The organism is Microbacterium sp. BF1, from assembly GCF_019279095.1.
GTDB classification, from domain to species: Bacteria; Actinomycetota; Actinomycetes; order Actinomycetales; family Microbacteriaceae; genus Microbacterium; species Microbacterium maritypicum.
In genome coordinates this window covers 1-3,021 of record NZ_JAGYWT010000302.1, presented here as the reverse complement: position 1 = coordinate 3,021, position 3,021 = coordinate 1, and the positions used below count along the sequence as shown (strand labels likewise).

General features: G+C 66.9%; 2 protein-coding genes and 2 pseudogenes. 1 reads left to right on the top strand and 3 read right to left on the bottom strand.

Annotated elements, in window-relative coordinates:
• From KZA10_RS10945 to ispG, 3 genes and pseudogenes are all read right to left on the bottom strand, one after another.
• Positions 1-361: pseudogene (locus KZA10_RS10945) on the bottom strand (hypothetical protein); the annotation flags it as partial.
• Between the two features lie 63 nt (positions 362-424).
• Entirely contained in the window at positions 425-757 is a 333-nt protein-coding gene (locus tag KZA10_RS10940) for a nuclear transport factor 2 family protein (protein ID WP_218682895.1), read from the bottom strand.
• A gap of 17 nt (positions 758-774) precedes the next feature.
• Positions 775-1,704 (bottom strand): annotated as a pseudogene (gene ispG, locus KZA10_RS10935) (flavodoxin-dependent (E)-4-hydroxy-3-methylbut-2-enyl-diphosphate synthase); the annotation flags it as partial.
• A 66-nt stretch (positions 1,705-1,770) separates the two neighbouring features.
• On the opposite strand from ispG, the gene KZA10_RS10930 reads away from it, so the two are divergent.
• A complete protein-coding gene (locus KZA10_RS10930; protein WP_218682894.1) occupies positions 1,771-2,973 on the top strand; it encodes a S8 family serine peptidase in 1,203 nt (400 codons plus the stop codon).
• Positions 2,974-3,021 lie beyond the last annotated feature (48 nt).

The window sequence follows — 3,021 nt, the reverse complement described above, 5'->3', positions numbered from 1 at the left end:
CGACCGAGAGCGTCACCCGCGCACCCTCGACGAGAGCAGCCGGAGCGGCACCCTCGATCCGATGCCCGACGAGCCAGGTCCAGCCGTCGGCCCCGCGCTTGACGGGGATGTCGCTCCCGACGGCGAACTCGCCCTCATCCGAGATCGCGGCCATCAGCGCCTCCGTCACCTGGACGGTGTCGCCGGCGACCGCGATGGTCCCCGTGTCGCCCGGCTGATCCGGCCAGGTGTGGTCGACGGGGTGAAAGGGTGTCGTGTCCACGACCACGACGGGGCCGTCCGGGTGGTTCTCGACACGGGTGACGATGCCATCTCCGGCGATGGCCCCTGCCGCGAAGGTCACGATGGTGGGCGTCGACATGGTTCTCCTAGGATTCGACGGCACGCAGTCGGCGCGCGGGCTCCACAGCCCGCAGCTGACGTGTCAGTGGGACGGGGGGATCGTGAAGCTGGCGAGCTTGTCGCCCTCGACGACGAAGATGCCGTCGGACTCACCGTTGAAGACGCGACTCTCCCATCCGAAACGGAGGCGCGTGGTGTCGCCCTCGGTCTCGGCCGAGAGCACGGTCATCTGCGCACCGGCGCCGATCGCGTCACTGCCCGCCCAGTCGCGCACCCCAGCGGGGCCGGCCTTGACCGTGCCCCAATCGCTGACGAAACCGTCGGCGGTGAAGGCATCCACGAATGCCTCGGTGTCGGCGGCGTTGATCGCGTCGATCATCGCCTGCACAGGAGCGGGAAGTGTGTGATCGGCCATGTGGTGCTCCTCCTGGCTCAGACCGTGACGACCTGGGCGGTGCCGAGCGGCGCTTCCGGGCCCATCTCTGCGGCGATGCGGTTGGCTTCTTCGATCAGCGTGGCGACGATGTCCGCCTCAGGCACGGTCTTGATGACCTCGCCCTTCACGAAGATCTGCCCCTTGCCGTTGCCCGAGGCGACGCCGAGGTCGGCTTCTCGGGCCTCACCGGGTCCGTTGACGACGCAGCCCATCACGGCGACCCGAAGCGGGACGGTCATGTCCTTGAGTCCCTCGGTGACGTTCTCGGCCAACGTGTATACGTCGACCTGCGCACGACCGCACGAGGGGCACGAGACGATCTCGAGCTTGCGCTCACGCAGGTTCAGCGACTGCAGGATCTGGTGGCCCACCTTGACCTCTTCGGCCGGCGGCGCCGACAGCGACACCCGGATCGTGTCGCCGATGCCCTCGCCGAGCAGGATGCCGAACGCCGTGGCGCTCTTGATCGTGCCTTGGAACGCCGGGCCGGCCTCGGTCACGCCGAGATGCAGAGGCCAATCGCCCCGCTCAGCCAGCAGCCGGTACGCCTTGACCATCACGATCGGGTCATTGTGCTTGACCGAGATCTTGAAGTCGTGGAAGTCGTGCTCCTCGAACAGCGACGCCTCCCAGACGGCGCTCTCGACCAGCGCCTCGGCCGTCGCCTTGCCGTACTTGGTGAGGATGCGGCGGTCGAGCGATCCGGCGTTGACACCGATGCGCAGCGAAACGCCCGCGGCCTTCGCCGCCTCCGCGATCTTGCCGACGTTGCCGTCGAACTCCCGGATGTTCCCGGGGTTCACTCGAACCGCGCCGCATCCGGCGTCGATCGCCGTGTAGATGTAGCGCGGCTGGAAGTGGATGTCGGCGATCACAGGGATCTGGCTCTTCATCGCGATGATCTTCAGCGCGTCGGCATCGTCCTGATGCAGTGCAGCACGCGGCTGCGCCGTGATCATCGGGAGCACCACGTGGGTCGAACACCCCTCCGGATGGCAGCCGCCACCACCCTGGCCACGCTGTTCATCGCATCGACGGCAACCACCGGCTACGCCGCGACGGAGGAGGTGACGCACCCCGTCCCCGTCGCAGGCACCCCCGGGCACTACATCGTGGTGATGAAGTCGGATCCGCTCGCCACCTACGAAGGCGACGTCAAGGGTCTGAAGGCCACCAAGCCCGCCGAAGGCGAGCAGCTGGAGACGCAGTCGCAGGATTCGCAACGCTATGTCGAGCATCTGCAGACCGAGCAGACCGACCTCGTCAGCGACATCGGCGTCACCCCCGACACCACCTACCAGGTGGTGCTGAACGGCTTCAGTGCCGACCTCAGCGGCGAACAGGTCGACGCGCTTCGTGCGTCGAAGGACGTCATCGGGGTGTACCCGGATGAGATCCGTCACCCCGATGCGCAGACGTCGACCGACTACCTCGGGCTCGGCGACGACCGCAAGGGCCGCGGCGGCGTGTGGCAGCAGACCGGCGGGGTCGAGAAAGCCGGAGAGGGCGTCGTGGTCGGCGTGATCGACACCGGCATCGCCCCCGAGCACCCCTCGTTCGAGGGCAAGAAGATCAAGAAGCAGAAGAAGCAGCACAACCGCAACAAGGGCGCTCAGCCCTACACCGACGGCACCTACGTCTACTTCGACAAGTCGGACGGCGGGCAGTTCCAGGCAGCGATGGTCGAGGGCCAGGACTGGGACAAGAGCGACTACTCGTCGAAGCTCATCGGCGGACAGTACTTCTACGCCGGAGCTGAGGCGGCCGGTTTCGATTTCCAGTACGACTACCTCTCGCCCCGTGACGGTGACGGCCACGGCTCTCACACCGCGAGCACCGCGGCGGGCAACTTCAAGGTCAAGGCCAGCATCGAGAACGTCGATTTCGGCACGATCTCGGGAGTCGCGCCCGCGGCCAAGATCTCGGCCTACAAGGCCTGCTACGTCGGTCCAGACACGACGGTGACCACGGATGATATCTGCGCGCAGAGCGACCTGATCGCCGCGATCGACCAGGCCGTCGCCGACGGCGTCGACGTGATCAACTACTCCATCGGCGGAGGCGCCGCGAGCACCGTGATGGCTCCGGAGGACCTCGCGTTCTTCAACGCCGCAGCCGCGAGTTCCCCGGTCTCACGTTCAACCCGTTCGTCGCCGGTGCCATCACGCTCTCGCTCAACACGGGTGCGTACATGACGGAGATCATCCGCGGTGGCATCCAGGCCGTCGATCCCGGACAGAACG

Excerpts from the sequence above, each read along its gene's own strand:
- KZA10_RS10930 (WP_218682894.1), top strand. The coding sequence starts at position 1,771 with ATGGCAGCCGCCACCACCCTGGCCACGCTGTTCATCGCATCGACGGCA.
- KZA10_RS10940 (WP_218682895.1), bottom strand. The coding sequence starts at position 757 with ATGGCCGATCACACACTTCCCGCTCCTGTGCAGGCGATGATCGACGCG.